This window comes from Vulcanococcus sp. CPBay_Sum15L08_68 (assembly GCF_017855895.1).
Taxonomy (GTDB): Bacteria; Cyanobacteriota; Cyanobacteriia; order PCC-6307; family Cyanobiaceae; genus Vulcanococcus.
The window spans coordinates 13,206-37,780 of sequence record NZ_JAFMFX010000014.1 but is presented as its reverse complement, the minus strand read 5'-3'; the positions used below and the strand labels follow the sequence as shown (position 1 = coordinate 37,780).

At 65.4% G+C, this 24,575-nt stretch carries 31 protein-coding genes; 6 read left to right on the top strand and 25 right to left on the bottom strand.

Features of this window, described 5'->3' with window-relative positions; genetic code table 11:
- Together arfB and QZ189_RS04040 are read right to left on the bottom strand one after the other, a co-directional pair.
- Positions 1-413, bottom strand: a 413-nt coding sequence (arfB, locus tag QZ189_RS04045) for an alternative ribosome rescue aminoacyl-tRNA hydrolase ArfB (protein ID WP_296421022.1), incomplete at its 3' end; no start/stop codon positions are given.
- A gap of 9 nt (positions 414-422) precedes the next feature.
- Positions 423-659, bottom strand: coding sequence for a hypothetical protein (locus QZ189_RS04040; protein WP_296415985.1), 237 nt, complete (start codon positions 657-659; stop codon positions 423-425).
- A gap of 59 nt (positions 660-718) precedes the next feature.
- Here QZ189_RS04040 and QZ189_RS04035 point away from each other — a divergent pair, with 59 nt between their 5' ends.
- The gene (locus QZ189_RS04035) at positions 719-1,201 is read left to right on the top strand and encodes an early protein (E6) (RefSeq protein WP_296415986.1); all 483 of its coding nucleotides are present in this window, start codon (positions 719-721) and stop codon (positions 1,199-1,201) included.
- Here QZ189_RS04035 and QZ189_RS04030 read toward each other — a convergent pair.
- A complete protein-coding gene (locus QZ189_RS04030) occupies positions 1,175-1,330 on the bottom strand; it encodes a hypothetical protein (protein ID WP_296418713.1) in 156 nt (51 codons plus the stop codon). The genes QZ189_RS04035 and QZ189_RS04030 overlap by 27 nt on opposite strands.
- A gap of 39 nt (positions 1,331-1,369) precedes the next feature.
- On the opposite strand from QZ189_RS04030, the gene QZ189_RS04025 reads away from it, so the two are divergent.
- Together QZ189_RS04025 and QZ189_RS04020 are read left to right on the top strand one after the other, a co-directional pair.
- Positions 1,370-1,492: a hypothetical protein gene (locus QZ189_RS04025; RefSeq protein WP_010317956.1), complete on the top strand. Its 123-nt coding sequence runs from the start codon at positions 1,370-1,372 to the stop codon at positions 1,490-1,492.
- Between the two features lie 33 nt (positions 1,493-1,525).
- Positions 1,526-1,708: a hypothetical protein gene (locus tag QZ189_RS04020; protein WP_010317955.1), complete on the top strand. Its 183-nt coding sequence runs from the start codon at positions 1,526-1,528 to the stop codon at positions 1,706-1,708.
- On the opposite strand, the gene QZ189_RS04015 is transcribed toward QZ189_RS04020, so the two are convergent.
- On the bottom strand, positions 1,705-2,922 hold the full coding sequence (locus tag QZ189_RS04015) for an MFS transporter (protein WP_296415987.1): 1,218 nt from the start codon (positions 2,920-2,922) through the stop codon (positions 1,705-1,707). The two genes, QZ189_RS04020 and QZ189_RS04015, sit on opposite strands and share 4 nt — an antisense overlap.
- A 2-nt stretch (positions 2,923-2,924) precedes the next feature.
- Between QZ189_RS04015 and QZ189_RS04010 the strand changes: the two genes are divergently transcribed.
- Positions 2,925-4,586 carry an alpha/beta fold hydrolase gene (locus QZ189_RS04010; protein ID WP_296421020.1) on the top strand — a complete coding sequence of 554 codons (1,662 nt, stop codon included), beginning with the start codon at positions 2,925-2,927 and terminating at the stop codon, positions 4,584-4,586.
- Here the strand turns inward: QZ189_RS04010 and QZ189_RS04005 are convergent.
- The 14 genes from QZ189_RS04005 to QZ189_RS03940 form a co-directional block, all read right to left on the bottom strand.
- Positions 4,531-5,550, bottom strand: coding sequence for an ABC transporter permease (locus QZ189_RS04005; protein ID WP_010317952.1), 1,020 nt, complete (start codon positions 5,548-5,550; stop codon positions 4,531-4,533). The genes QZ189_RS04010 and QZ189_RS04005 overlap by 56 nt on opposite strands.
- Complete coding sequence (locus QZ189_RS04000; RefSeq protein WP_296421018.1) at positions 5,547-7,088, bottom strand: ABC transporter substrate-binding protein; 1,542 nt, start codon at positions 7,086-7,088, stop codon at positions 5,547-5,549. The genes QZ189_RS04005 and QZ189_RS04000 overlap by 4 nt, the downstream gene beginning before the upstream one ends.
- 68 nt (positions 7,089-7,156) lie before the next feature.
- Entirely contained in the window at positions 7,157-7,348 is a 192-nt protein-coding gene (locus tag QZ189_RS03995; RefSeq protein WP_050778503.1) for a hypothetical protein, read from the bottom strand.
- 162 nt (positions 7,349-7,510) lie between these two features.
- Positions 7,511-8,821 (bottom strand): homoserine dehydrogenase, encoded by a 1,311-nt coding sequence (locus tag QZ189_RS03990; protein ID WP_296415990.1) that lies wholly within the window; start codon positions 8,819-8,821, stop codon positions 7,511-7,513.
- A 39-nt stretch (positions 8,822-8,860) separates the two neighbouring features.
- The gene (locus QZ189_RS03985) at positions 8,861-9,283 is read right to left on the bottom strand and encodes a SufE family protein (protein ID WP_247479193.1); all 423 of its coding nucleotides are present in this window, start codon (positions 9,281-9,283) and stop codon (positions 8,861-8,863) included.
- Positions 9,283-9,735, bottom strand: coding sequence for a hypothetical protein (locus tag QZ189_RS03980; RefSeq protein WP_247479191.1), 453 nt, complete (start codon positions 9,733-9,735; stop codon positions 9,283-9,285). Before QZ189_RS03980 ends, QZ189_RS03985 begins: the two co-directional genes overlap by 1 nt.
- Before the next feature lie 5 nt (positions 9,736-9,740).
- A complete protein-coding gene (locus QZ189_RS03975) occupies positions 9,741-10,046 on the bottom strand; it encodes a hypothetical protein (protein ID WP_296415995.1) in 306 nt (101 codons plus the stop codon).
- Positions 10,043-10,627 (bottom strand): 5-formyltetrahydrofolate cyclo-ligase, encoded by a 585-nt coding sequence (locus QZ189_RS03970; RefSeq protein ID WP_296421016.1) that lies wholly within the window; start codon positions 10,625-10,627, stop codon positions 10,043-10,045. The genes QZ189_RS03975 and QZ189_RS03970 overlap by 4 nt, the downstream gene beginning before the upstream one ends.
- A complete protein-coding gene (gene ruvC / locus QZ189_RS03965; protein ID WP_010317939.1) occupies positions 10,627-11,100 on the bottom strand; it encodes a crossover junction endodeoxyribonuclease RuvC in 474 nt (157 codons plus the stop codon). The genes QZ189_RS03970 and ruvC overlap by 1 nt, the downstream gene beginning before the upstream one ends.
- Before the next feature lie 5 nt (positions 11,101-11,105).
- Complete coding sequence (gene bchI / locus QZ189_RS03960; RefSeq protein WP_010317938.1) at positions 11,106-12,194, bottom strand: magnesium chelatase ATPase subunit I; 1,089 nt, start codon at positions 12,192-12,194, stop codon at positions 11,106-11,108.
- On the bottom strand, positions 12,191-13,528 hold the full coding sequence (locus QZ189_RS03955) for a DUF3370 domain-containing protein (protein ID WP_296421014.1): 1,338 nt from the start codon (positions 13,526-13,528) through the stop codon (positions 12,191-12,193). The genes bchI and QZ189_RS03955 overlap by 4 nt, the downstream gene beginning before the upstream one ends.
- Before the next feature lie 11 nt (positions 13,529-13,539).
- Positions 13,540-14,646: a serine hydrolase gene (locus QZ189_RS03950; protein WP_029626403.1), complete on the bottom strand. Its 1,107-nt coding sequence runs from the start codon at positions 14,644-14,646 to the stop codon at positions 13,540-13,542.
- Positions 14,647-14,674: 28 nt separating this feature from the next.
- Entirely contained in the window at positions 14,675-15,394 is a 720-nt protein-coding gene (locus QZ189_RS03945; RefSeq protein ID WP_296421011.1) for an RNA methyltransferase, read from the bottom strand.
- Positions 15,391-15,777 (bottom strand): cytochrome c, encoded by a 387-nt coding sequence (locus QZ189_RS03940; RefSeq protein WP_247479176.1) that lies wholly within the window; start codon positions 15,775-15,777, stop codon positions 15,391-15,393. Before QZ189_RS03940 ends, QZ189_RS03945 begins: the two co-directional genes overlap by 4 nt.
- Positions 15,778-15,851: 74 nt before the next feature.
- Here QZ189_RS03940 and petG point away from each other — a divergent pair, with 74 nt between their 5' ends.
- A complete protein-coding gene (gene petG, locus QZ189_RS03935; protein ID WP_006041770.1) occupies positions 15,852-15,965 on the top strand; it encodes a cytochrome b6-f complex subunit V in 114 nt (37 codons plus the stop codon).
- 2 nt (positions 15,966-15,967) lie between these two features.
- Here petG and rsmD read toward each other — a convergent pair whose 3' ends face one another.
- The 7 genes from rsmD to QZ189_RS03900 form a co-directional block, all read right to left on the bottom strand.
- The gene (rsmD, locus tag QZ189_RS03930; protein ID WP_296416003.1) at positions 15,968-16,516 is read right to left on the bottom strand and encodes a 16S rRNA (guanine(966)-N(2))-methyltransferase RsmD; all 549 of its coding nucleotides are present in this window, start codon (positions 16,514-16,516) and stop codon (positions 15,968-15,970) included.
- Positions 16,513-17,139, bottom strand: coding sequence for an imidazole glycerol phosphate synthase subunit HisH (gene hisH / locus QZ189_RS03925; protein WP_296416004.1), 627 nt, complete (start codon positions 17,137-17,139; stop codon positions 16,513-16,515). Before hisH ends, rsmD begins: the two co-directional genes overlap by 4 nt.
- A complete protein-coding gene (locus QZ189_RS03920) occupies positions 17,136-18,194 on the bottom strand; it encodes a TIGR00730 family Rossman fold protein (protein WP_296421010.1) in 1,059 nt (352 codons plus the stop codon). The genes hisH and QZ189_RS03920 overlap by 4 nt, the downstream gene beginning before the upstream one ends.
- Before the next feature lie 74 nt (positions 18,195-18,268).
- Positions 18,269-18,592, bottom strand: a complete 324-nt coding sequence (gene trxA, locus QZ189_RS03915; protein ID WP_010317921.1) for a thioredoxin — start codon at positions 18,590-18,592, stop codon at positions 18,269-18,271.
- Positions 18,593-18,797: 205 nt separating this feature from the next.
- A complete protein-coding gene (locus tag QZ189_RS03910; RefSeq protein WP_010317920.1) occupies positions 18,798-19,961 on the bottom strand; it encodes a GuaB3 family IMP dehydrogenase-related protein in 1,164 nt (387 codons plus the stop codon).
- 69 nt (positions 19,962-20,030) lie between these two features.
- The gene (locus QZ189_RS03905) at positions 20,031-20,648 is read right to left on the bottom strand and encodes a CAAD domain-containing protein (RefSeq protein ID WP_296421008.1); all 618 of its coding nucleotides are present in this window, start codon (positions 20,646-20,648) and stop codon (positions 20,031-20,033) included.
- A 69-nt stretch (positions 20,649-20,717) separates the two neighbouring features.
- Positions 20,718-21,860 carry a homocysteine biosynthesis protein gene (locus QZ189_RS03900; protein ID WP_296421006.1) on the bottom strand — a complete coding sequence of 381 codons (1,143 nt, stop codon included), beginning with the start codon at positions 21,858-21,860 and terminating at the stop codon, positions 20,718-20,720.
- A gap of 45 nt (positions 21,861-21,905) precedes the next feature.
- On the opposite strand from QZ189_RS03900, the gene gyrA reads away from it, so the two are divergent.
- Positions 21,906-24,536 (top strand): DNA gyrase subunit A, encoded by a 2,631-nt coding sequence (gene gyrA / locus QZ189_RS03895; protein ID WP_296421004.1) that lies wholly within the window; start codon positions 21,906-21,908, stop codon positions 24,534-24,536.
- The last annotated feature ends 39 nt before the right edge of the window (positions 24,537-24,575 follow it).

Below are 24,575 nucleotides of genomic sequence, written 5' to 3'. Positions count from 1 at the left end.
TGTTGCCGGTTGCGTTTGACATCACCTCGCATTTTTTTACTGTCCAGACGCCGGCGAGTGGCTGCTTTCGAGGGCTTGGTGGCGCGGCGTGGTTTGGGGTCTGGCTTCAGGGCCTCGCGCAACACCGCGGCCATCTTTTCAAGGGCGAGGCAGCGGTTTTTGTACTGGGAACGGTGCTCGGAGGCCTGAATGCTGAGCACGCTCGAGCCTTTCAACTGCGGCAGCCGTGCCTGCAGTCGTTGTTTCTGAAATGGTCCAAGAACTGAGCAGGCTTCGATGTCAAAACTGAGCTCGACAGCCGTTTCCAGCTTGTTGACGTTTTGTCCGCCCGGGCCAGCGCTGCGGCGAAAGGACCAGGTCAAATCCGCCGCTGGAATGACCAGCCGTGGATGAATCACAAGCTCAAGGGCCACGGTTGGGAGCTAGTCCTCCTCCAGCCAGGCCCGGAAAGTCAGGGCGCGTAGGTGCTGGACCTGACGCAGGCGCCGTAGGCGATCGATCAGGTAGTACGCCAAGCCGATGGCGATGGCGGCTCGGATGAAATACCAACTCAAGCCCCAGAGCAACACTCTGGTGAGGCTCAAGAAGGCAAACACCCAGAGCAAGATCCAGAGGGCCGAGAGCAGCAGTCGAATCAATGCGCTGTTGCGTCGCGTCATCGCTTCTTTGTTTTCTGCAATTCCCTCCGTAGGGTTTTTAGCAGAGTTCATTGGGGTGAATGCCTTCCAAGCCGCGCAATCGCATTGGTGAGGTGTATGGCCAGCTCACCGTTGTACGCGCGTCAGAGAAGCGCTCCAAGGCGGGCAATGCCTACTGGTGGTGTCGCTGCAGCTGCGGTCAGGAGCGCGAGGTGCCGAGCGACAAGCTCTCCCACAACCTCGCGCGCAAGAAGCCCACAGTTCAGGCCTGTGCGGCCTGCTCCCGTGAACTTCAAGTCGAGGCGGTCTGCGAGAAGAACGACCGTGAGGAGCGGCAACGGCGTCGTGAGGCCCTGGCCAACCGCCAGGCGCTCAAGGGCCTTGTCCCAGAGAGCTGGCTCGCCTTACCCCTGACCGATGCCCATGCCCGCGAGCAGGGTCAGGTGCTGTTTTTTCGTGGCACGCGCTGCCTGCGTGATCACTTGGCTCCCTATCGCATCAACGGAGGCTGCTTGGCCTGCTCTGGCCAGCGCCCCTCAGCGACTGTTCCAGCTGCGTTCTAGGGAGGCACGGACCTGCTCCGTGCTGGGCTCGGCGAGCTGCCGGCGGAAGGGCTGGGTGAGTCGCCAGAACTTGACCCCCGCGGCCAGGGCGAAGACGGCCCAGGGAACCAGCAGCCAGAGCTGATGCATCAGGTCCATGGGTGATCGGGCACGATCAGTCTCGCGGAAATGGCTCCTGATCTGGTGGACGAGGAACTGCGCTTTGTTCTGACGTTGCTGCTGCTCGCCATCCTTCCGGTGGGATTGCTTTTCTGGGCTTGGTTGCGGCTCTTGCCTTCCAAATCCAAGTAGCTGTTCCACAATGGCGTCAGCTCCAGGTCTGCCATGACGGCTCAGCCCTCCCCTGAAACCACCGGTGACGACCGTCAGGCCCACGATTTCGATCGCCAGAAGGAGCTGCACAAGCAGATCCGCAACGATCCCGATTACGACGATTGGGAGTACGGAACCGAGCCCCTGCCCCACGAGGCCTGGGCTGCAAAGAACGCCAAAGACAAGGCCTCTTAACCCACCCGCCGCTTCGAGCGGTTCTGCACCGGTCTGACCAGCAGCAAGCTCAGCGCACAGATCGCCGCTGTCGCGAACCACAGGCCCACGCCATGGCCGTGGCCATCCAACAAAACCCCCGCCAGCAGCGGTGCGGCGAAGGCACTGAGCGCGAAGCACTGAGAGAAGAGGGCCATCGCCAGGCCGCCGTGGCCACGGGGACTGAGCTCAATCACCGCCTCCGTGGCTGTCGGTAGGAAGGCGGCTTCGCCCAGGGCGATGATCGTGAGGGCGATGACCACCAGAACGAGGCCGGAGTGGCTCAGGGCTGAGGCGGCCAGGAGCAGGGTCCCGCTGCTGAAGCAGATCAGGCTCAGCCCCAGTCCGGTCCCCACTGGCCGCAGGGCCAGGGCTCGGCCAACGGGCCATTGGATCAACACCAGCAGACCCAGTTGCAGACCGATCAGCAGGGCGCTCAGGCTTTCTGTCTGGCCAGCTCGGTTCAGGCCGCCGCGGACCAGATCCAGCGGCAGTGCGCTCTGCATCAGCGCTGGGATGGAGGTGGCCACCACCGAGATGCCAAGCATCGGCACCAGGGCTGGCAGCCATTGCCGCAGGGGACGTTGCCCCTCCGCGTACTCGCTGGCCTTGGCGGCTTTGGGCAGGGGTTTGAGCAACAGCAGCGCCGCCAGGGCGAGGACCGCCGCGATGTCGATCCAGTAGACCCCGCGCAACAGCCCGGCGGCCGCGAGCAGCGAACCGCAGAGGGTTCCTGAGGCCACACCGAGGGCATCACTGCTGCGCACCAGGGCGTAGCCCTTCGCCGACGGCAGTGGGCTCGCGCACTGCGGCACAGCGAGTTCAACCGCAGGCCAGTAGAGGCCTCCGGCCATGCCGATGCAGACCTGGCCAGCGATGTAGCCCCCCATGCTGCTGGCCTGCAGCAGCAGAGCGTCACCGGCAAATCCACAGGCCGCCGCCATCAGCACCGGGGTCCCGCAACTGCGGCCCTGATCCAGGAGGGCTCCACTGATGAAGCGCCCAACGGTGCCAGCCAGCGCGGCGAGGGCCAAACCCAGGCCAATGGAGGCGGCATTGAAGCCCTGCTGGTGAAACACCATCGGGGTGAGATACAAAATCCCACCGGCGCCAAAACTCGCGACCAATCGAACACTGGCCAGTTCCCGGAGTGCCGGGGGAAACTGGTGCCACCAGCTCCAGCCTGTTGCCTGCATCCGTGGTTGAGCCAACCCGCTTGCGTCGCCGCCGTGCACTGACCAGCAGTCTGCTGGCTGGCGTTCTGTCCTTGGGCTCCCTGCTGGCTCCGCCACTGCGGGCCGCTGAGCAACTCGACATCCACCTGGAGGGGTTGGACCTGCCCCTCAACCTGGTGGAGCTGGAACGCTGGAGCCGTGATCCGTCCACCCGCGCCGGGGAGCTGGCGGTCTGGCTCAACCTGCTCGATCCCCAAAGCCAGCAGCAGTTGCATCAGCTGCTCAATGCCCCACTGGTGCAGGAGCGCAGCTTCACCCAACAGATGATGCGCAGTTGGGCGGGCCAGCGGGTCGCCGAAGAACTGGGCGTCTTGATCAGCACCGAGAACGGCAATGCCGGTCCGCTGGTTCTCAGCACCCTCAACACCTTGCTCAAAGAGCAGCGGCAGGTGACGGTGATCGAGCTGATGCGGGCACTGCCGGCCCAGCAGCTCACCATCAATCTCGATGGACTCCAGCTGCTCGCCCGCGGTTGGCAGCAGCAGTTGTTCGATCAGGAGCTGGCGCTCAAGGCCCTGCAGACCTTGCCGCTGCCGCAGGGGACCCCGCTGCTGCCGCTCTCCGATGGCGTGCTGCTGGATCAGCAATCCTCTGCGGCTGATCAGGCTCCCCAGCGCTGGCGTTTGCCGGTTCCCCATCGCCAGCAGCCCCTGGCGCTTGAGCTCTGGCCGGTCCCTGATGCCAAGACCTGGGTGTTGCTCATGCCTGGCTTGGGGGGCAGTACCGATCAGTTGCGCTGGTTGGCCCAGGCCCTGCATGAACGGGACTGGCCCGTGGTCCTGCTCGATCACCCCGGCAGCAACGAACTGGCGGTGCGGGAGTTGGTCCAGGGGCGACGTCTCCCCCCTGGAGCTGAGACCCTTCCCGGCCGGGTGCAAGACCTGCAGGCCGTGGTGGCCGCGGCGCAAACCGGGGGATTGCCGCAACTGGGGCAGCGGGTGGTCCTGATGGGTCACTCCCTGGCGGGGCTGACGAGCCTGTTGGCGGCAGGGCTGCGTCCGGAACCAGGACTGCAGCGCCGTTGCAAGCGATCCCTGGCGGATCTACCCCTAATCAACCTCTCGCGGCTGCTCCAGTGCCAGCTCCCCGAGGTGCCCCTGCCGCCGGCGCAACCGCTGGCCCAGCCGATTGCAGGGGTGGTGACCCTCAACGGTTTCGGCAGCCTGCTTTGGCCCCATCGGGGTCTGCGGGGCCTGGAGGCGCCCGTGTTGATGGTCGGCGGAAGCCTGGACTTGATTACGCCGCCGCTCAGTGAGCAGCTGCATCTGTTTTTGCCGGATCCCAATCCCCGCAGCCGTTTGGTGTTGTTGGAGGGGGCGAGTCATTTCTCCCCGGTTCGGATGCAGGCCGGAGGCGAGGCCCCCCTGTTCAAGTTCGGCGAGGAGTGGGTTGGTGTGGATCCCGCCCGGGTGCAGAACTTGATCTTGAGCTTGAGCAGTGAGTTTCTCTGGGGCCTCGATCAAGGGGGGCTGAAGCGGGACCTACCGCCCCAGCGCCGGCACGTTGGTGGTGTCAGTGCCTATGTGCTTGACCACGACCTGGCCAAGCTCTGGCAGGAACGCATCGAGGTCAGAACTTCACGCGTGGATCGAGTAGCGCCACCAGCAGGTCCACCAGCACGCTGACCGCCACCACCAGGCTGGCCACCACCACGACGATCCCCTGGACGACGGGGTAGTTCCGTTGGCTAATGGCCTCCTGCAGACGGAAGGCCACCCCAGGCCAGGAATAGGTGACCTCGATCAACAGGGCTCCGCCGATCAAGGAGGCCACGGTGATCCCGGCGATGGTCAGGACCGGCAGCAGGGCGTTGGGCAGGGCATGGCGAAGCACGACCCGGCGTTCACTGAGGCCGCGGCTGCGGGCCGCTTCCACGTAGTCGGAATCCAAGGCCCGGCGCAGATTGAGGCGCAGGGCATTGGCGAAGATCCCGCTGAGCAGGATCCCCAAGGTGCTGGCGGGCAGCACGAGATGCCGGATCGCTCCCCAGAACTGCTGGCCGTTCCCCTGCAGCAGGCTGTCGAGCAGATAAAAGCCACTGCCATCCGGTGGGATCAAGGTGGCGGGGAAGCGTCCGCCGACCGGCAGCCATCCCAGCCAGACCGCGAAGACCAGCTGGACCATCATCGCCGCCCAAAACGGCGGCATGGCGTAGGTCCCAATCCCATAGAGCCGGGCGGAGAGATCGAGCTTCCCCTCGGGCCTGGCAATGCCACTGAAGCCAACGGCCAGGCCAACGACCGCAGCGATCAGCAGGGCCGTCAGGCCGAGCTCCAGGCTGGCGGGAAGACTGCGGGCAATCACCGCCGTCACAGGCTCTTGGTTGGTCAAGGAGGTCCCGAGCTGGCCGTGCAGCAGGTCGCTCAGGTACTGGCCGTACTGGACCGGAAGACTTTGATCGAGGCCCAGTTGTTGCCGGAGGGCTTCTCGAGCGCTTTGCGGTGCCCGCGGGCCAAGCAGGGCATCGATGGGATCGCCAGGGGCAACCCGAAGCAGGAGAAAGACCAGGCTCGCGATCAGCCAGAGCATGACCGGCACCAGGGCCAGGCGGCTCAGCAGGTAGCCCCAGAGGTGATGGCGTCGGCTCATCGCTTCACCGGCTCCAGCTGCTGCAGGATCACCCGACCGCTTCCATCGAACTGGGGCGCGCTGAGGTTTCGCTGCCCCCAGGCGCGCGCATTGACTTGCCAGAGCGGAACAAAGGAGGCCCCATCCGCCGCCGCCTGTTGAATCGTCAACAGGGTGGATTGGCGTGCCGCACCCGTACGGCTCTCACTGGCCTGGAGCTGCTGTTGCAGGCCTGGCCTGGTCCAGAAGCTACCGGAATCGACGCTGCTGCCTGAGAGGCATTGGTCGCCCTTGCTCCTGCGGCAGCCCAGTAGGGGTGCCAGGTAGGTGTCGGGGTCGGGGTAATCGCCAATCCAGTCGTAAATGATCATCGGGAAGACCCCCTGGGACAGCTGCCGGTAGGCGCTGGTGGACTCCACCCCTGTGATCTCCAGGCGCACGCAGTCTCCGAGGTCCCGGCGCAACTGGGCTTGCCAGGTCAGGGCAAAGAGACGATCCGAGGCATGGTTCGAGCGGAAGGTCAGCGGCAGCGTCAGCCGTTGCCCTGAGCAGTAGCCCTCTTGCCGGTAGAGGGCCCGAGCGGCCTTGGGGTCGTAGGCCGGCCAGCTGGGGGGGCTCGAGCCGGCCAGCGGTGGTGGCACCAGGGAGCGCAGGGGTTCGCTCATGTCAAAGCTGACCCGTTGGCTGATCAGCCGGCGATCCAGGCTGAGGGCCACCGCCTGCCGCAGCCTGCTGCGGTTGAAGGGAGGGCGTTGGCTGTTGAGGGCCATCAGGGCGATCTCGATCGCCGGCCCTTCTCCGCTCACCAGCTCACCGCGCGCCACGCGGGCATCGAGGGCCTGCTGCTGGTCACTCTCGAGGCCACTGGAGATCAGCAGGTCCACCTCTCCGCTGATGAGGGAGCCAAAGAGGGCCGTGGAGTTGCTCAGGGTGATGAGGTGGATCCCCGCGTTCTTGGCGGGCTCGCCCCAGTAGTCCGCAAAGGGGAGCAACTGCTGTTTGCGCGGGCTGAAGCTCACCAAGCGGTAGGGGCCCGTGCCGACAAAGCGGCCCGTCAAGGAGCGCTCGCCGTAGTCCCGGTAGGCCGTCGGGGAGACGGGGGTGAAGGTGATCGAACTCAGCAGCGCCGCCAGGGCGCGATAGGGGCGCGTCAGGCGGACTTCGATCGCGTAGGGCCCAACGCTGCGGACGGATTCGATCCGATCATCCAGCAGATAACTGAGTTTCCCCAGGCGCCGAAAGCGGTTGAGGTTGAAGACCATCGCCTCGGCGTCGAAGCGGGTTCCGTCGTGGAACAGCACGCCTTGGCGCAGCGGAATCCGGGCGCTGAGTCCATCCGCACTGAATTGCGGCAGGGCCGTGGCCAGCCTGGGTTGGAGTTGCCCCTGGCGATCGGCGGTGTAGAGCGGGTCGCCGACGGCGCTCAGCAGTTGCGTTCCGGCCAGCAGATAGACGTCCACCGGGTCGACGGAGTCCAGGCTGCTCTTGTTGGCCACCACCAGCTGGCCAGCGGGATGGGGTGGTTGGCAGCCCATCAGCAGCTGCAGGGCCGGCAGCAAGGCGAGCAGGCCGGCAGCAGCGGGAAGGCGAGTGATGGGGCGCTTGGCTGAGCGCCCCTATTCAAGCCCTAAGACATCGATTTGCGGGGCTCGAGCTGTTGCAGGGAAATCTCAAACACCGGGCACCCATGGCGGGCCAGGGGCCAGCGCCGCACCCAGCAGCGGTCGTGGCTGTCATCGATTCCCACCACTTGATAGGTGTGGGAATCACTGATCAGGTTGACGCAATCGCCTTGATGGAAGGCGCGAGATGGGTTCATGGCCAACAGAGCAAAGAGGCCGAGGCTCAAACCAACTGACCCGCCAAGAATTCCGCCTTGTTTGCGCTCAAAACGTTTGAGGCGCTACAAAACTGCGCTTGGGTCAGGGGAACGGCACGAATCGATCCCCCAACTCTGGCCCAGGTGCCAGCTCCGCTGCCACTAGAGCGTGGGTAGGCAGGCGGCCACGGCTTTCACCTCTGGCAGGGCCTTGATGGCGGCGAGTGCCGCCGCGAAGTGCTGCTGCTTCACCTCATGGGTGATCACCACGATCTCGGCGTCGGCCGCATCCCCGGTGGTTTCGAACTGGACGATGGAGCGGATCGAGACCCCTTGCTCGCCAAAGCAGCTGCCAATGCGGCCGATCACTCCGGCTTCATCACCGGTTTGCAGACGCACGTAGTGACGCTGCAGGGTCTCGCCCGCATCCACCAGGGCGCAATTGCGCCAACGGCTGGCCGCCAGCAGCGGGTCGAGTCCGCCGCTGTTGCCGGTGGCCGCCCGGATCCCGGCAATGTTCAAGATGTCAGCCACCACGGCGGAGGCGGTGGGCCCGGATCCGGCTCCAGGGCCGTAGAACATCACACGACCCACCGGGTCGCCTTCCACCAGGATGGCGTTGTTCACGCCATGCACCCCGGCGAGGGGGTGATCCTTGGGCAGCAGGGTGGGGCTGACGCGTACATCCAGCTGCACGGTGCCATCGCTGGCGGTGCCCAGATTCTGGGCTTGGGCCACCAGTTTCACCACGTAGCCCAGTTGCTCGGCATAGGTCACATCGCAGCCATCCAGGCGATCGATGCCTTCGGTTGGAATGGCCGCGCGCTCGATCGGTCCGCCGTAGGCCAGGCCCGAGAGGATGGCGATCTTGTCGGCGGCATCGCCACCACCCACATCGGCAGCGGGATCGGCCTCGGCATAGCCCAGCCGTTGGGCATCAGCGAGCACCTCGGCATAGGCCGCACCCTCATCGGCCATGCGGCTGAGGATGTAGTTGGTGGTGCCATTGATGATCCCGCTCACCCGTTGGATGCGGTTGCCCCCTAGGGATTGCTTGAGGGGTTCGATGATCGGGATCCCGCCGCCAACGGCGGCTTCGATCAGCACATAAACGCCTTGTTCGGCGGCCGCAGCCGCAATTTCTTCGCCATGGCGGGCAATGACCGCTTTGTTTGCGGTGACTACGGGTTTGCCAGCCGCAATCGCCGCCAGGATCAGGCTGCGGGCGGGCTCGAGGCCGCCCATGACCTCAACGACGATGTCGACCGCGGGGTCCTGGACCACCGCTTCAGGGTCGGTGCAGAGGATGTCGCTGGGGAGATCGATGGGCCGAGGGCGGTTCAGATCCCTTACGGCGACCCGTTTCAGCGCCAGTTCTCCCACCAGTGGATGGCGACCGTCAGGGGTCTGCAGGATTTCCGCAACGCCTGCTCCCACAGTGCCGAGCCCGAGCAAGCCGATGCCGATGGTCATCCTGACGCCGTTCCGAAACGACTGATCCTAGAAATCGACCTAGTCGGCTGAGCTGAGGGCGCTGGCTTGGGCCTGCATCATCTTGAAGATGTTGAGAAAGCCATTGGCCCGCGAGGGGGTCAGGCTGGCCTGCAGACCCGTTTCACTCAAGAAGGCCGGGTCAATGCCGGCGATGGCCGAGGGATCCAGGCCCTCGGTGCCCTCAATCAATAGAGCGAGGAGGCCTTTGGTGATGGCGGCATCGGAATCGCCCTGCCAGTGGAGTTTTCCATCCACGAGCTGACCGACCACGTACACCTGGGAGACGCAGCCCTTGACCTTGAAGACGTCGTTGCGGAACTCCTCCGGCAGGGGCTCCAACTTCTTGGCGAGCCAGAGCACGTATTCGTAGCGGCGCTTGGGGTCGGCCGTGCCTTTGAGGCGGTCAACGATTTGATCGAGCTTCTGGCTGCCGGTGGCCATTAACGGTTGCGTCTGGTGCGCTGAAGTCCCAGCAGCATGGCAGTTGCACCCAGGGCACTGAGCCAGAGCAGCGGACGTTGCCGGGGCCCTGCGCTGATCTGATCGAGCTGGACCTGACCGCCCTGGACCGGCATCTCCAGGTAGTCGCGATGGCCTGGTCCCCCATCCACCTGCAGTTCAAAGGAGCCTTGGCTGCCAGGGGGCAGGGCAAAGCTCAGTCGACCGCTCGCGTCAGTGCGGCCCAGCTCCTGGCTGCTTCCATCCGGGCCAATCAGCCGGACGAGGGCATCTTGGGTGGGCTCTCCGGTGGAGAACTGGCTCTGAAGCACCAGCTGCGCATTGAGAGCCTCGAGCCGGTTGATGCTTGTCTCAATGCCATGGGCCCTGGCTGGCGGCGTTGAGGCCCAGATCAGAACTGGGGTGGCGGCGCAGAGGACAGCAGCGGCTCGCATCTGGATTAAGCGGACCAGCGGCTGTCTGTCTTGGTTTTGCCGGCCTGAACCATGTGAACCATGGAGCTCACCATCATCGAGAGGGCGTCGCTGCTCTCATCGCGCCCTTTGAGCTCCGATGCCATGACCTGCTCGGCTGCTGTGCCGCGGTTGATGGCAATGCTTGGTCCGCGGCGCTGCTCCTCGGAGGCAGATTGACGCCCGGCAGTGATGGCGGAGAGGAATGCGTCGTTGCCAGCCAGATCCACCGGTGCCGCCCTGAACTGCTCCGATCCTGCCAAATCCAGCGCGCCGGTGCGCCCGGGCTTCACGGTTGCTCAACAGGTTGCAACCCAGGCCGCCAGTGCACCCCCTCCTCATCCAGCCAGCCTGGGAAGGGCACATCCCAGGCCTCAGCGGGGAGCTGCTCCACCAGGCATCCGCTGGTAACCACCGCCAGGGCTGGGATGTCCCTCCAGGGGGAGGACTGCCTCAATCGGTCAAACCAGCCACCGCCGTAGCCCAGGCGGATCCCGGATTGATCGAAGGCCAGGGCAGGGGCCAGCAGGAGTCCAAGTTGTTCCGCCTCCAGGACTGAAGCTGCGTCGCTGGGGGCGGGGATCCCGGTCTCATCCGCTGCGGTGGGATCACCGGGACGCCAACGCCGGTACTGCAAACGGCCCCCGGCGATGCAGGGCAGGGCGATCCGGCCGCTGAGCGACGGCAGATCAGCGAGGCACAGCAGGTCCACCTCTCCGGGCAAGGGCCAGTAGAGCCCGAGCAGGCGTCCTTCCGGCAGCAGGCCCGGCAGGTGCTGGATCGCCTGGGCCTGAAGCCGGGGGGCGCAGCTGGCGTGCAGGTTCAGCCGCCGCTGTTTGAAGGTCTGGCGTAAGGGCCCTTTCTGACCCTCCATCAGCGCTGAAACCAGCCGGTGAGCGCGACCGCCAGGGCATCGGCGGCATCATCGGGCCGCGGCGGGGTCTCGAGGTTGAGCTCTCGCATCACCGCATCGAGCACATCGTCCTTGTCGGCATGGCCGTGGCCGGCCAAGGCCAACTTGATCTGCATGGGCGGGAACTCCACCACCGGGATGCTGAAGCGGGCCAGGGTCATCATCAGCACCCCCCGGGCTTGCACCACCGAGATCGTGGTGCTGGAGCGGTAGAAGAAAAACTTCTCCACCGCCGCTAGATCAGGCTTCCAGTTGCGGATCAGGACCCGTAGATCCTTCGCGATTTCCACCATCCGCTCGCCATCACTGCGGCCCGGGTCGGTGCGGATGATCCCGCAATCGAGCATGGTTTGGGCCCCGCCAGGACCCTCCTCGACATCAATCACCCCGTAGCCCACGCGAGCCAGACCGGGATCGATGCCGAGGATTCGCAACGGCCTTAGGCGGCGAGGGCCAGTTCGAAGGCGGCCTTGTCGCTGCTTTCAGGGCGCTCAAACACCTTGCAGAAGACCTTGACCACGCGATCGCCCGAGTCGATCTGCTCGAGGGGGTCCTTGCGCAGGCGGTGGCGCAGGCAGCAGGCGGCCACGCGGGCCACGTCGTCTTCGGTGACTTCCGTGCGCCCTTCGAAGGCGGCCAGGGCCCGGGCGGCCCGGTTGGTGACGATGTCGCCGCGCAGGCCATCCACATCCAGCTCACCGCAGATGGCGGAGATGCGAATGCGCAGGTCGTCGTCGATTTGAACGTGGGGGAGACGGTTCTGCGCCTCAACAACACGGGCCTGGAGGCCGTCCTGTGTTCCCTGAACGGCGTTGTTGAAGCCGTCGGGGTCGTTGTCAAAGGCGGTGCGTTGGTCCACCACCTGCACCCGCAGTTCGGGGTCGCGCACGGTGCGCACCTCGACGCTCATGCCGAAGCGGTCCAGCAGCTGGGGACGCAGTTCACCCTCTTCCGGGTTGCCGGAGCCAATCAGGACGAAGCGAGCAGGGTGGCGAACGCTCACGCCCTCGCGCTCAACGGTGTTCCAACCGGAGGCGGCGGAGTCGAGCAGCACGTCCACCAGGTGGTCGTCCAGCAGGTTGACCTCATCGACGTAGAGCAGGCCGCGGTTGGCTTTCGCCAGCAGGCCGGGCTCAAAGGCGCGAACACCTTCGCTGAGGGCCTTTTCAATGTCGATGGTGCCGCAGAGGCGGTCTTCGGTGGCCCCCAGGGGCAGGTCCACCATGGGCACCTGGCGCTTCTCGGTGGGCAGTTGCTCACCTTGTTCGGCCCGCTGGCGCACCTCGCTGCTCTGCAGGTCAGGGTCGCTGGAGGAGCTGTTGTAGGGGTCGCCGGCGACGACGTCGATCTCCGGCAGCAGATCAGCCAGGGCGCGGATGGTGGTGCTCTTACCGGTGCCGCGGTCTCCCATGATCATCACGCCGCCAATGCGGGGGTCGATCACGTTCAACAGCAGGGCCAGCTTCATCTCCTCCTGACCCACGATGGCGGTGAAGGGAAAGACCCTGCGCTTGCGGGCTTGCGTCACGGCTGGAGGCTGTCTGGCGGTGCTGGCGATTGTTTCACAGGCAGCAGGCTGAGCACCTGCGGCGGGGTGGCATCGGCGGGGTAGATCAGGCGCACGCGAAGCTCCCGCGTCTCCCCTGGAGTCAGGCTGATGCGGCCCAGTTCAGGACCTTGCTGGCCCGCCCGCTGGACCAGATGGAAGCTCTGGCGGCTGGGTTGACCGTCGAGCCCGTTGAGTTCCACCGTCCCGCGAAACATCACGGAGCGCGATGGACTGCTGTTGAACTGCAGTCCGCCGACGGCCTGATCGGTCTTGAGCGGTGACTCCAGGGCAACGGCCAGCGCTGCGGGGCTCTTGGAGCGATTGCAGAGCGGAATCCGAATGTCGTAGGCGACGCCGTAGTTGCCGTGGGCGGCCCAGGCCGTGCCCGGATAGTGCGCCTTGAGCTCGGCGGTCTGCACCTGGCCGGTTCCGAGGCGGCCACGCTCCAGCGAGGCAATCGGCCAGGAGATGGGGGCCGAGGTGGTGGAGAGGCAGCTCTTGCCCGGATCGCTGACGGTGGCGCTCCAGGTACTCCCGATTTGCACGCCGCTGACGCGGGAATAGACCATGCGCCCCCGGGCGCCCCGTGGGGTGGGTTTGTGCTCCTTGGGGCTCAATACGCCCGAGCTCAGAATTTGTGCGAGTGCCTGCTGGGTTGGCGGCTCGTTTCCGTTCCCGAAGGCCGCCAGGGTGGCGACGCTGATCGCACCGCTGGCCTGGAGCCGCAGTTGCAGATTGCGGCCATTCAGCAGTGGATCGAGTCCCTGCACCGGAATCGGCAGCAGCAGCAGGGTGGTGGGGGACCCCGGGCGCAACGTCCAGCGTCTCGGCAGGTTGGGGTTGCGTTGGCGCAGCAGCAGTTCCGTGGCCACCCGGCTTCCAGGGCCTGCGTAGGTGGAGCCGTCCTGGCGCATCCGCTCCGGCAGGGGCAGGAAGGGCGCCTGGGGTTCGCGTCCGTCCGTGGACTGGGAGAGCGCGGTGGAGCCACTCAAGAGCGAGAGCTCAACCGCTTGCTCGCCTCTGGGTTGGGCCACCACCGCCAGCCAGATGGTCGAGTCCGGTTGCTCTGGGGTGCCCGCATAGACGTGGTGGCTGAAGAGGTCGAAGCGACCGTTCAACGGCAGATCCAGGTGGGCGTCGCGGTGCCTCGGGTCGGCGAAGGTCGAGAGCAGGATCCCTGGCCCACTGATCAACTCGGGATTGTTGTCATTGAGCATCAACACCGCATCGAGGCTCCCCGGCAGAGGGCGGACCTGTTGCGGGCGAAGGATGGGAGCCGCTTGGGGGCTTGCCGCCAGGAGGACAGGAAGCATCGAAGGAGTCCTCAGGCGGTGGGTTTCTTGGGCTTGGCAGGCGCAGGCGCTGGTTTGCGCACCAGGTTTTTGGAGATCTCCCCCGCCATGGCCCGGATCAAGTTGGTGGAGCGCGGGTCGTTGAACGGCCCCTTGACCATGAAGGCGGCCACGGCCCGTTTGCCGTCGGGCAATTCGATCAGGCCCGCATCGGCGTAGGCAATGCCGATGTCACCGGTCTTGTTGTAGACGGTCACCCCGTGGGCCATCAGCTCGCTGTCGGGGGTCGCGGAATCTCCCCCAAGGCCCATCAACATCCCAAGGGGCAGGAGGGTGTTGGTGCGGGAGCGGCCCATGACCTCGCGGAAGAGATCGCGGGCCCGCGGGCTGAGTTTTTCGCCCGTATCCACCAGGGCGATGGAGCGGGCGAGGTCGTAGGCGCTGGTGGTGTTGGTGCCGTCGAGGTCCGGCAGCCAGTTGTTGACGACGGTGCTGCTGAGCCCCAGGGCCTGGAAGCGGGCGTTGATGACGGCTTTGCCGCCCACGCGTTTGATCAAGAGGTTGGTGGCCGTGTTGTCGCTGACGCGGATCATTTCGTTGGCCGCTTCCCAGAAGGGAAAGGTCGTGCCGACGGGCTTGTTCGCCATCCAGCCCGCGCCGCCGCCGACCACCTCTTTGGTCATCGGTAGCCGTTCGTCCCAGCGCAGTTTCCCGGCATCGAGATCCTCAAGAGCCACCAGCAGGATTGGGGTCTTGATGGAGCTGGCGGCGGGCAGGGGCCGTTGGGGGGCGAGCTCGGCAAAGCGGCCGTCATCGAGCACCAGCAGATAGCCGCTGACGGTCAGGTCCTTGTATTGCGCGGCGAGTTGGGCCCAGCGCTTGCTCAGGGCGGTCAGCTCGAGCCTTGGCTCAAAGCGGCCGAGATCCAGGCCGCGCGGAAGCGGCCGTCCTGGGGGCGCGAGCAGCGATTGGGGTTTGGCGACTTGGGCCGCCCCTTGCCCCAGTTTTGGAGCCAGCAGTTTCAGGCCGGTTCCGGCAATCACCCCTAGCCCCAGCCCCATCACCAGGAGACGGAGGACCAAGCGCAGCGGTGCTCCCCAGCTGGAGCGGTTTGAACGTTGTGACCGACCTGCGCCCACGGAAGCGATCGAAGCTTGGGCTCAGACGTTAGGGGCAGTCTCGCTGTGATGCCCAGCGCAATTGACGCACCATTCCCCGCAGCAGGGCGACTTCCTCGTCGCGGATCTCAGCGCGTTGCAGCAGGGCGCGCAGCTTGGCCATGCGCGCCTGGGCGGTATGGGGATAAAGGAAGCCCACCTCCAGCAGCAGGTCTTCCGCATCGCTGAGTGCGGCCTCCAGTTGCTCCCGCTGGCAGGGCTCCGGCTGGGGGGCGGTGGGTGTGGGGCAGCGCCGCAGTTCGTGCAGGCAGACCGCAACGGCATGGGAGAGGTTCATCGAGGCGTAGGCCTCGCTGGTCTCCAGGCGCAGGATTCGCCCCGCCTGCAGCAGTTCTGCATTGCTCAGGCCGCGGTCTTCTCGGCCAAAGACCAGAGCCGCTGGGGCGGAGGAGGCATCCGTGTCGGAGGCCTGCAGCCAGGAGAGGGCTTCTGCAGGACCGTTCAGGGGCAAGGCCTCCTCCTCGATGCGGCCGCTAGTGGCCACCACGCGGCGGCAATCGGCAAGGGCGGCCTCAAGGGTGGGGAAGAGTTGGGCCTGCTCCAGCAGTGCCTCGCCATGCACGGCCATCAGACGGGCCTCATCGCCCAGGTGATCGCAGCGGGGGGCGACCAGCCGCAGTTCATCCACCGAGAAATTGGCGCAGAGGCGCGCGACGCTGCCGACATTCAGGGGGCCCGCCGGCTCCACCAGCACCACCGCCAGGCTCACGAGAGGCTGTGGAGGTAGGCCAGGAGATCCGCCATGGCTTGGGGTTCCGGTTGGAAGCGCGGCATGGGCGGCGTTCGTCCGCTGACCACCTGCTGAATCAACTGGCGATTGTTCTTGCGGTTATCGACCTTGTGGAGGTTGGGCCCCACCAAGCCCTGGGCGGCAATGCCATGGCAGCCAGCGCAGTTCAGCAAAAACAGCTGCTCGCCCTGTTCGGCGGAGCCGCTGAGCTGCAGGGTGGTTCGGGTGTAGGGATCGCTGCGGGCAGCCGGGATCACGACCACCAACATCACGATCGTCACGCAGATCGCCGTCAACAGAACCAGCGCCGAGATCAGGCCCCGCTGGGGTTGCTGCGCGGGGGTGGGGGTCTCTGCAGTCACGGTTGATGGAGATCGGTCACGAACCCAGCCATGGGCGTGGGAGAATTGTGCAACCAAAGCTGGTTGCTCCGTCCATGATCGAACCCCTGCTCTGCGGCATCGTGCTCGGTCTGATTCCCGTGACCTTGCTGGGTCTGTTCGTGGCCGCCTGGAACCAATACCGCCGCGGCAGCGCCCTGGGCGGCTGATCTCAAGAGCGAGCGAGCACCAGAAGGCCGCAGCTGCCGTAGTGCTTTTGCTTCTCGACCACCCAACCCGCCGGGATCTCCGGCGGGTTTTTTGTTGCGTGCTCCAGCAGCACAAGGGCCTGTGGATGGAGCCAATCTCCGGCGGCCAGGCGCTCAAGCAACGCGCCATAGAGGCCAGCGGCATAGGGCGGATCGGCATAGACCAGATCAAAGCTCTCCCCTTGGGCTGATCCCAGCCAACGGATCGCCTCCTGTTGGATCACCTGGACCGAAGGTCTCGGTTGCAGGCTGGAGGCCACCAGCTCCAGGTTGCTCCGGGCCGTGGCGCCGACGCGACGGTCCTGTTCCACCGCTACCACCTTGGCTGCACCGCGCAACAGCGCTTCGCAGCCCATCACTCCGCTCCCGCAGAAGAGATCAAGCCAGTGGGCTCCAGGGAGCTCGGCCGCCAGCATGTTCATGACGGCTAGGCGCACCCGAGAGGCCGTGGGGCGAGCGATGTCTCCAGGGGGACTCAGCAGTTTGCGTCCGCCACTGAGTCGCAGGCTCATGCCTGTTCCTCGACCCAGTGCAGCCAGCGGCGAAGCAGCTGCTCACCCGCTTCTGAGGATTTTTCAGGGTGGAACTGGCAGGCTGCGACGCTGCCTTGCCAGACGGCTGCGGTGACGTCCTGGCCGGCAAAGGACACCGAGGCGGTGATGCAGCTCGGATCCTTGGGCTGGGCTGCAAAGGAGTGGACGAAATAGACCCAGCTGTCTGGCGCTCCCTCGGGCAGTAGCGGGGAGGGCGTTCCGGGAATCAGGGCTTCCCAGCCCATGTGGGGGATGGGATGACCCGGAACCTTTGGCAGCGCTGCGATGTGACCTGCGAGCAGTCCAAGGCCGGAGGCTGAACCCTCATCACTGCTCTCAAAGAGCAGTTGCAAGCCCAGGCAGATCCCCAGGAGGGGGCGCCCTGCATTGCACCAGGCCTTGATCGCGGGCACGAGCCCGGAGGCATGGAGACGCTCCATGGCCGGGTCGAAGGCCCCCACCCCGGGCAGGACCAGGGCCTGGCAGTCCTCCAGGGCTTCGGCCTGCTGCAGGATCCGCACTTCACAGCCCAGGCGCTCTAGAGCCCGCTGCACGGAATGCAGGTTGCCCATCCCGTAGTCGATCAGGCCGATGCGCGTCATGGGGTGGGCGGGAGCGAGCAGAGACGTTGTCCAGGTTGCTCGATCGAGGGGGGGAGCTCGAGCGGCAGGCCATTGAGCACATCGATCAGTTGGTAGAGCAGCCCGACCTTGCGGCGATCGAGCTGGAAACGCAGGCAGGGCCGAAGGATGCCGTTGGGGTCGCAGCTCTCCCCTTGGCTGATGTTCCCCTCATCCACGAGGAGATCAAAGCGTTGGTTGAGCTCGGCCACCGTGGCGGCAGGCAGAGGGCAGTGCAACAGAAGCTCCGTCTGCTCCCCCGCGAGTTGAGCGCCGTGGAACACCCGGTAGAAGCGGCTGATCTGCTCCAGGGCCTCGGCGGCACTGCGGGCCTGTTTGAACAGGGAGGTGTCCTCGCTAGAGATCAAGGCCCTGTCCTGCAGGGTGCCGTCAATGGTCTTGAGCCAATCGCTCCAGAAGCTGTCGTCCTCTGGAGCCAGGAGGACCAGGGGGATCGGCGGGGTCCGTCCGGTCTGAATCAGGGTCAGCGATTCGAACAGCTCATCAAAGGTCCCGAAACCGCCGGGCATGACCACCAGGGCGTCGCTTTCGCGCAGGAAGAAGAGCTTGCGGGTGAAGAAGTAGCGGAAGTGGAGCAGGCGCCCGTCGCAGGCATTGACGTAGCGATTGGCGTGCTGCTCAAACGGCAGGTCCACATTCAGGCCAATGCTGCTCTCGCAGCCCGCGCCGCGGTTCGCCGCCTCCATGACGCCGCCGCCGGCTCCCGTCATCACTTCAAAGCCGCGCCGGGCCGCTTCGCGGGCGAGCTCCTCGGCCAGCGCATAGGCCGGCTCCGCCGGCTGGGTTCGGGCGGACCCAAACACGGTCACCTTGCGGGTCTGGCGATGGGGGGCAAAGACGTTGAAGCCATCGCGGATGTCCGCCAGGGCACCGGTGATCAGTCGCCACTCATCGGCATCACGGCTAGTGCGTGCGATCTCCAGCAGCTGAACCACACTGCGCTCGATGGAGCGGCGTTGGGGATGGCCCTCAAGGGCATCGGCCAACGCGTCCAGGGGGCTTCGCTCGATCGCCATCGTTTGGGATCAGGACAGAAAAGCCCGGCCAAAGGCCGGGCTTGAGGGGAGGTCTTGGGCGGTGCCGCTGACGCTCAGAGGTACTTGGAGATGGTGCCGGAGAGGGTGGTCTTGGGCACAGCACCGACAACGGTGTCGACCTTTTGGCCGTCCTTGAAGATCATCAAGGTGGGGATGCTGCGGATCCCGTACTGGCTGGCGACGTTGGGGTTCTCGTCGGTGTTGAGTTTGAAGACCTTGATCTTGCCTTCGAACTCCTTCGAGATTTCGTCGACGATCGGAGCGACCATGCGGCAGGGGCCGCACCAGGGCGCCCAGAAATCCACAAGAACGGGTACATCGCTCTTGAGCACGTCTTGCTCGAAGGAAGCGTCGGTGACGGCTGCGGCGCTGGACATCCGGTCAGGATCAGTGTTTTCGGAATGTAGCAACGAGTTTTCGGCTTCGGCTGAGGCCTGGAGGAACTCGTAACTGGGTGGAGTGGAGCCGGCGGCGATGCCGCCAGTCCCGGCCAAAGAATGAAAGCTCGGACGCGCCGAGCCGGGGGGTGTGAGGAGTGTGAGGGCTTTTGGCCCCACACACTCCGGAGGCTAACGCGGTCGCTTACTTACCCATGCCCAATTGCTGGGCCTTCTGATAAACCTTGCCTTCGGTCAGCAGGGAGGGGGCGACAACCACCTCCACCTGCTGCATCTCCTTGAGGGTGCGTGCCCCCAGGGTGCCCATCGAGGTCTTGATGCAGCCCAGCAGGTTTTGGGTGCCGTCGTCGAGGGAGGCCGGGCCGCGCAGGATTTTCTCGAGGCTGCCGGTGGTTCCCACCTTGATGCGGGTGCCGCGGGGAAGGACGGGGCTGGGTGTGGCCATCCCCCAGTGGAAGCCACGACCGGGGGCTTCGGCGGAGCGGGCAATCGGGGAGCCGATCATCACGGCATCGGCGCCGCAGGCGATGCACTTGCAAATGTCACCGCCGGTGACGATGCCGCCATCGGCAACGATCGGCACGTAACGGCCGCTCTCCTTCATGTAGTCGTCGCGGGCTGCAGCGCAGTCGGCGACCGAGGTGGCTTGGGGAATGCCGATGCCGAGGACGCCGCGGGAGGTGCAAGCGGCTCCAGGGCCGATGCCCACCATCACGCCAGCGGCGCCGGCGCGCATCAGTTTGAGGGCCACGTCATAGGTGACGCAGTTGCCGATGATCACGGGAACCCCGAAATCGCGGCAGAGGGCCTCGAGGTCCAGGCTCTCTTGGCCCTCCGGTCCGATGTGTTCCGTGCTGACCACCGTGGCCTGCACAAAGAACAGATCAGCACCGGCCTCGGCGATGGCCTTGCCGAATTTCAGGGCGGCCACGGGCGTGCCGCTGACGGCGGCGATCCCGCCGCGCTCTTTGATTTCAGCGATCCGCTTGCGGATCAGGTCTTCCCGCACGGGCTGGCTGTAGAGCTCCTGCATCAGGGGCACGAACTCTTCCTTGCCCACCGAGGCGATCCGATCGAGCGCAGGGTTGGGATCGTCGTAGCGGCACTGAACCCCTTCAAGGTTCAGAACGCCCAGGGCGCCCTGCTTGGCCAGCTCGACGCACATCCCCACATCAACCACGCCGTCCATGGCGCTGGCGATGATCGGAATCTCACGGGTGATGCCCCCCAGGGTCCAGCTGCTGTCGGTGACGGCCGGATCGACCGTGCGACCGCCTGGCACCAAGGCGATTTCATCGATGCCGTAGGCGCGGCGCACAGTACGGGAACGGCCGAGCTGAATGTCCACCTGAGACCTTTTGAAGCAATCAAGCCAAGCTATCAACCGGCCTGACTGCTTCTGGCCCTCAACCGTCTGCTAGCGCTGACCCCGGAAGCTGCTCCAGCGCTGCTTCAGGCCGTCGATCACCTGATGGCGATCGTCGCTCTTGACCAGGCGCGTCAGGCTGAATCTCACGACGCTGATCACACCCACCAGCTCCAGCAATCCAGGCAGCAGGGGCACGCTTTCCACCACGCCCAGCAGGGCGCCATAGATCCGCAGAACGAGCAGAAGGCCGATCAGGCCGGCAACCAGGGTGATGGGGGTGCGAGCGGTTTGCCACTGCTGCTGCAGTTGGCCGCTGGCAATCCACTGCTTGACCTTCTCAACCAGCAACTCCCATTCGCCGCCCTCGCCTTCGTTCGCGGTGGCCACCGCCGTTGGGCTGGCCGGCACATCGGTGGTGCTGGCGACCTGGGGGGTCCAGGCATTCACCGGTTCAGCAGCAGGAACGGGCTCCGGCTCCGGCGCTGGAGTCGGTTCGGGCTCCGGTGCGACCTCGACTGTGGGTTCCGCGGCGGTCTCTGCTGCCGTCTCGATTAGCTCGCTTTCGACGGTTTCAGTCGTTGCGACGGTTTCAGTGGCTTGGACCTCGAGAGCCTCGACTTCGGGCTGCTGCTCGGCGTCCGGCTGGGGGGCAGGAGCATCAGCCATGGCTTGGGGTTTGAGATCAATGGTCCGGGAGCTTACGGCCGTTTTTGATCGTTGTCGGTTCGGTTGGTGTTAGTTCAGCGCCCGCACAGTCCGGTCGCTGGGCAGTGGTGCGAGGGGCAGGCGCAGGGGGAAGGCACCGCTTTGCAGCATCTCTGCCAGTTGCGCTTCGGCTTCCGCCGCGAGCCGGGGGCTGTGGGCTGGTGCGGCCGTGAGTTGCCGATCACCGAGCCGAATGGCACCGCTGAAGAGCTCGCTGTAGCGGGCGCTTGCGGGGGAGGGACGCACCCGCCTGGGGATGCCGTAGTCCAAGACCGGCGCTGACAGCTCTTCAGCTGTTGCCGTCAGTTGTTGCGCAGTGCTGAGGCTCAACAGCGGGATGGGGGCGGCGATGGCCACGAGCAGGCCGCTGCTGCCGTCGGCAAGTCGGGTGGCCCGGATGGCCGATGGCCTGAGTCCATGCAGGTCCACCTCCAGGGCACAGCAGGCCCCGGGCCCGAGCGCAAACCCGTCCCTGCTTCGTTTCGTTTTGGGGTTGTGGCCGCTGCCAGGCCCGCTGACCCAGCCGATGGCTCCCCCCACGAGGACGGGTGATCCCGCTCCAAGGCCCGTCAAGCCAGGCATGCTCAGACCGATGCTTCCAGGACCGCGGCAGCTGTAGAGCGCGCTGGTCCATGGGCCGAGCACGGGGCCCCAGGGGGTTGGGGTGAGGCCTTCTCGACTGCTGACCGCCACTACGCCGTTTTCGCTGATGCCGCGGTGCAGCAGCAGGCGGCCACAGGGGATGTCCTCCAGGCCGAGTTCGGTCTCTAGCTCAACCTTGGGCTGCTGCTGACTGGGCGTCCCGCCAATGGAGAGGGGCAGACGTTGCCCCGCGAGCAGTGCGCTGAGCAGGGCCGCGCCCCCGGTCCCCATCGGAATCACGAGATCGGTGTTGCCGTGACCGCCGTGGCCTTCAGCAGGGCCAAAACGGAACTGACGAATCCGGATCGGTGGATCGCTTGGCCCCAGGTGCAGGACCAGCGTGGCCTGCTGCATCAGCTCGGCGTCGCTGGCGACGACGACGTGGGTCTCCAGGTAGGCCTGCTCCAATCCCCGCGCCTCGGCCAGCTCTCGAAATTGCGTAGCGCTGCGGACCTGGAGTTCCCCGTCCCGTTGCAGTTGCAGCAGTTCTGTCTCGCTCCGAGTGGGGGTTGACCCAGGGGAGGCAGACACAGGCGCAAGTACCGATAAAATGCGTTCTAATCAAAGCTGTCACGAATGGCGGATCCAACCGAACCCCGTGAGATGCCCGCGGGGGACGGAGAAGGACCAGGCGGATCCGACGGCCGAATTATTCAGGCTGACCTTCGCAACGAGATGTCGCGCTCCTATTTGGAGTACGCGATGAGCGTCATCGTGGGACGGGCCCTGCCCGATGCCCGCGACGGTCTCAAACCTGTGCATCGCCGCATCCTGTATGCGATGTACGAGCTGGGCCTGACGAGCGATCGGCCCTACAGAAAGTGCGCCCGTGTTGTGGGTGAGGTGCTGGGTAAGTACCACCCCCACGGCGATACGGCTGTCTATGACGCGCTGGTGCGCATGGCGCAGGACTTCTCCATGCGCATGCCGCTGATCGACGGTCACGGCAACTTCGGTTCGGTGGATAACGATCCGCCGGCCGCCATGCGATACACCGAATCGCGGCTCCGGGCTCTCACCACCGACAGCCTTCTCGAGGACATCGAGAGCGAAACCGTCGATTTCATCGACAACTTTGACGGTTCGCAGCAAGAGCCAACGGTGATGCCTGCGCGCATCCCCCAGCTCTTGCTGAACGGATCGACAGGAATTGCGGTGGGCATGGCCACCAACATTCCTCCCCACAACCTCACCGAGCTGATTGATGGCCTGCTGGCCCTCATCGCCAACCCTGAACTCACCGATCGCGAGTTAACGGGTTACGTCTCCGGACCTGATTTCCCCACCGGTGGACAAATCCTTGGCCGCCGCGGCATCCGTGAGATGTACGAAACGGGCCGCGGCTCCGTCACGATGCGCGGCGTCGCTGCGATTGAGACGGTTGAGGCCAAGGGGCGCCCCGATCGCGATGCGGTGATCATCACCGAGCTGCCTTACCAAACCAACAAAGCGGCGCTGATTGAGCGCATTGCTGAGTTGGTCAATGACAAAAAGCTCGAAGGCATCGCGGATATCCGCGATGAATCCGACCGCGACGGGATGCGGATCGTCATTGAGCTGCGTCGGGATGCCTACCCCCAGGTGGTGCTGAACAACCTGTTCAAGCTCACGCCGCTGCAGAGCAACTTCAGTGCCTACATGTTGGCGCTGGTCAATGGCGAGCCCGTGCTGCTCACCCTGCGCAAGATGTTGCAGGTCTTCCTCGACTTCCGGGTCGAGACGATTGAGCGCCGGACGCGATACCTGCTGCGCAAGGCCGAAGAGCGCGACCACATTCTGCTGGGCCTGCTGATTGCGCTCGACAATCTCGACGCCATCATTGCCCTGATTCGCGGTGCTGCAGATACCGCCAGCGCCCGATTGGAGCTGGTTGAGCAATTTGGACTGAGTGAAGTTCAGGCGGACGCGATCCTGCAGATGCAGCTTCGCCGCCTCACCGCCCTTGAGGCCGACAAGATTCGCCTCGAGCACGAGGATCTGCTCGCCAAGATCACGGACTACAAGGACATCCTGGCCCGCAAGGAGCGGGTCTATGGCCTGATCACCGACGAGCTGGGCGTCATCCGCTCCCGCTACGACTCCCCGCGCCGCACCGAGATTCTCGATGTCGAAGGCGGTCTCGAAGACATCGATTTGATCGCCAACGAGCGCTCTGTCGTGCTGCTGACCGAGAACGGCTACCTCAAGCGGATGCCGGTCAGTGAGTTCGAGGCCACCAGCCGCGGCACCCGCGGTAAGGCCGGCACCAAAACCCAAGGGGAAGAGGCGGTCCGTCTGTTCATCAGCTGCAACGACCACGACTCGCTGCTGCTGTTCTCCGACCGTGGCGTCGTCTACACCGTGCCCGCCTACCGGGTGCCGATGTGCAGTCGTGCGGCCAAGGGCACGCCCATCGTCCAGCTGTTGCCGATCCCGCGGGAGGAGCAGATCACCTCACTGCTGGCGGTGAGTGAGTTCACTGAGGACGCCGTTCTGGTGATGCTCACCAGCGGTGGCTACGTCAAGCGCACCCGTCTCTCGGCCTTCGCCAACATCCGCTCCAATGGCTTGATTGCCATCTCCTTGGAAGAGGGCGATGCCCTGACCTGGGTCCGTCTTGCCCAGCCGGGCGACAGCGTCCTGATCGGCTCGCGCAATGGCATGACCATCCACTTCCGCCTCAGCGATGAGGAGCTGAGGCCTTTGGGCCGTACCGCCCGGGGCGTGCGGGCGATGAACCTGCGGCCTGGGGACCAGCTGGTGAGCATGGACGTGCTCCCGGTGGAACTCGCGGACCGGGTCGAGGGCAGCAGTGCTGCGAGCGACGAGGACGACACGGAGGAGGTGGCGCCCAGCGAGGGGCCGTGGGTTTTGGTGGCCTCGGCCAGCGGCCTGGGTAAGCGGGTCCCTGTGGATCAGTTCCGCCTCCAGAAGCGCGCCGGCATGGGCCTGCGGGCGATGAAGTTCCGCCGGGACGGCGATGTGCTCGTGGGCCTGCGGGTGCTTGGTGCTGGTGAGGAGTTGCTGCTGGTCAGCGAGCGCGGTGTGATCGTGCGGATGCAAGCCGACGCGGTGCCCCAGCAGTCCCGTGCCGCCACGGGCGTGAAGCTGCAACGCCTCGATAGTGGGGATCGCCTCTCCGAAGTGGTGCTGGTTCCGCCAGCTCTGGAGGAGGACGAGGAGTCGGGCGAGGACGCCAGCAGCGAGGCCGTTAGCGCGGATGTCTGATCACCGGGGCGATCGTTCGATCGCCCACCGGGTGAATGG